Raw genomic sequence first — 2,204 nt, 5'->3', positions numbered from 1 at the left:
CCTCCGCCGGGTCCGGGCGGGCCGCGGCGTCCCACGGCCCCGAGGGCAGCACCGACGTCGCCTGCACCAGCTGGGCGCCCGCCGGAGCGTACGACGGGGCGGCCGCCGAGATCAGCGCCGCGTCGACGTACCGCATCACCTCGAACTCGGTCGGCGGCAGCCGCCCCGGCGCGTCCTGCTGCGCGCCCTGCGCCTGGCGGACGGCGCGGGACAGGTCGTGCAGGGCGACGGCCAGCACCCGCAGGTCGTCGGTCCCGTCGCCGTCGGCGGGGCTGGTTCCGGTCACGCCGGGAGGCTAGCAGCGCGGGTATGGATCGACATATATGACTTCATAGATAAGATGCTCCGGTCCGCGGCCCCGCCGCCCTCCTCCGCGCTGGAGCGCTCCCTCCCATGACCGCCGCCCCGGGCACCGCCGTGCCCGCCGCCACGCCCGCCCCCGCCCCGACCGCCGCCGGTCACGACGCCCCCGCGAGCCCCCCGCGGCGCGCGCTGCCGCTCGGCACGACCGTCGTGCTCGCGCTCCTCACCGCGATCGCGCCGCTCGCCACCGACATGTACCTGCCGGCCTTCCCGCGGATGGCCGTCGACCTCGGCACCAGCGCCGCCGCCGTGCAGCTCTCGCTCACGACGTTCATGGTCGGCCTGGCGCTCGGGCAGCTCGTGATCGGCCCGCTGTCCGACCAGCGCGGCCGGCGGGGCCTGCTGGTCGCGGGCAGCGCCCTGTGCGCCGCCGCCGGCCTGGCCTGCGCCCTCGCGCCGTCGATCGCGTTCCTCGTCGTCGCGCGGTTCGTCCAGGGCTTCGCCGGCGCGGCGGGGGTGGTGCTCAGCCGCGCCGTCGTCGCCGACCGGGCGCGCGGCACCGCCGCGGCCAAGCTGTTCGGGGTGATGATGCTGATCCAGGGCGTCGCCCCGGTCGTCGCCCCGCTGCTCGGCGGGACGCTGGTCACCGCGGTCGGCTGGCGCGGGGTGTTCGGCATCCTCGCCGGCGTCAGCGCGCTCATGCTCGTCGGCGTCCTCGTCCTGGTCCCGGAGACCCGGCCCCACGAGGCACGCACCCGCGGCGGGCTCGCCGCGACGCTGCGCGACGCCCGCACCGTGCTCGGCAACCGCCGGTACCTCGGCTGGACGGGCGCGCTGGTGCTCGGCTTCGCCGCGATGTTCGCGTACATCTCCGCCTCGCCGTTCGTGCTCCAGAACGTGCTCGGCCTGTCGGTCGGCGCGTACTCGGTGGCGTTCGCCGCCAACGCGCTGGGGCTCGGCGTCGTCGCCGGGCTGGGCACGAGGCTCGTCGACCGGTTCCCGCCCCAGCGGCTCCTCGGCGTCGGCGTCACGGCGGTCGCCGTGCTGACGGTCCTGCTGCTCCTCGACGTCGTGCTGCTCGACCTGCCCCGGTGGCCGACCCTGGTGCTGCTGTTCCTCACCGTCAGCGCCCTCGGCCTGGTGTTCGGCAACGCCACCACGCTCGCCACCGACGAGGTCGCCCACGCCGCCGGCACCGGCTCGGCGGTCATGGGCGCGCTGCAGTTCGGCGTCGGCGCCGCGGTGTCGCCGCTGGTCGGCCTCGCCGGCGAGCGCACCGCGGTGCCGATGGCGGTGACGATGCTGGTGCTGGCGGTCGGCGCGGTCCTCGCGGCCCGGTTCGCGGCGACCGCCCCGGCACCGCCCGCGGCGGTGCCATCAGCCGATGCATGACCGAGTTGGCACGTCCTCGACCCGGCGCAGACCCGCAGATGGGGAGCCTGGTACCCCCGCCGGACCCGTCGTGTGACAACCGTGTGAACCGCCCGCGCGCCGCGCTCCCCGAGGGGAGATGACGCCCGGTCAGGACGTAGGGTGGTCCACGAACGAATCCGGCGATGACGCGGTCCGTGACCGCGGAGGAAGTGGGCGATCCTCGCGTGTCCCAGCATGCGGAGCCAGACGTGAACCGTGCCGATTTCGGCGCGAACACGTGGCTGGTGGACGAGCTGTACGAGCAGTACCTCCAGGACAAGACCGCGGTCGACCCGGCGTGGTGGGACTTCTTCGAGGGCTACAAGCCCTCGGCGCCCGCCGCGACGACGTCCGGCGCCGTCGCGGACGGCAGCGGGGCGGTGGGCACCGGGGGGAACGGTGCGGTCGACGCCGCGCCCGCCGCGCCCGCCGGGCCCGCGAGCGCACCGTCCCCGGCGGCCCCGGCCGCCGCGCCCACGCCACGCGAG

General features: G+C 76.4%; 3 protein-coding genes. 2 read left to right on the top strand and 1 reads right to left on the bottom strand.

What is annotated here, in order from left to right:
* Positions 1 to 286: hypothetical protein (locus FA014_RS19290; protein ID WP_230323447.1), on the bottom strand; the 286-nt coding region annotated here is incomplete at its 3' end.
* A gap of 107 nt (positions 287 to 393) precedes the next feature.
* On the opposite strand from FA014_RS19290, the gene FA014_RS19285 reads away from it, so the two are divergent.
* On the top strand, positions 394 to 1,695 hold the full coding sequence (locus FA014_RS19285; protein WP_154731221.1) for a multidrug effflux MFS transporter: 1,302 nt from the start codon (positions 394 to 396) through the stop codon (positions 1,693 to 1,695).
* A gap of 164 nt (positions 1,696 to 1,859) precedes the next feature.
* Positions 1,860 to 2,204 (top strand): 2-oxoglutarate dehydrogenase E1 subunit family protein (locus tag FA014_RS19280; RefSeq protein ID WP_154731220.1); only part of this gene is annotated, 345 nt, incomplete at its 3' end.

The sequence above is a fragment of the Cellulomonas hominis genome (assembly GCF_005239125.1).
GTDB classification, from domain to species: domain Bacteria; phylum Actinomycetota; class Actinomycetes; order Actinomycetales; family Cellulomonadaceae; genus Cellulomonas; species Cellulomonas hominis_A.
Note: the sequence above shows the minus strand (reverse complement) of the source record. Positions and strands in the feature narration are given on the sequence as shown.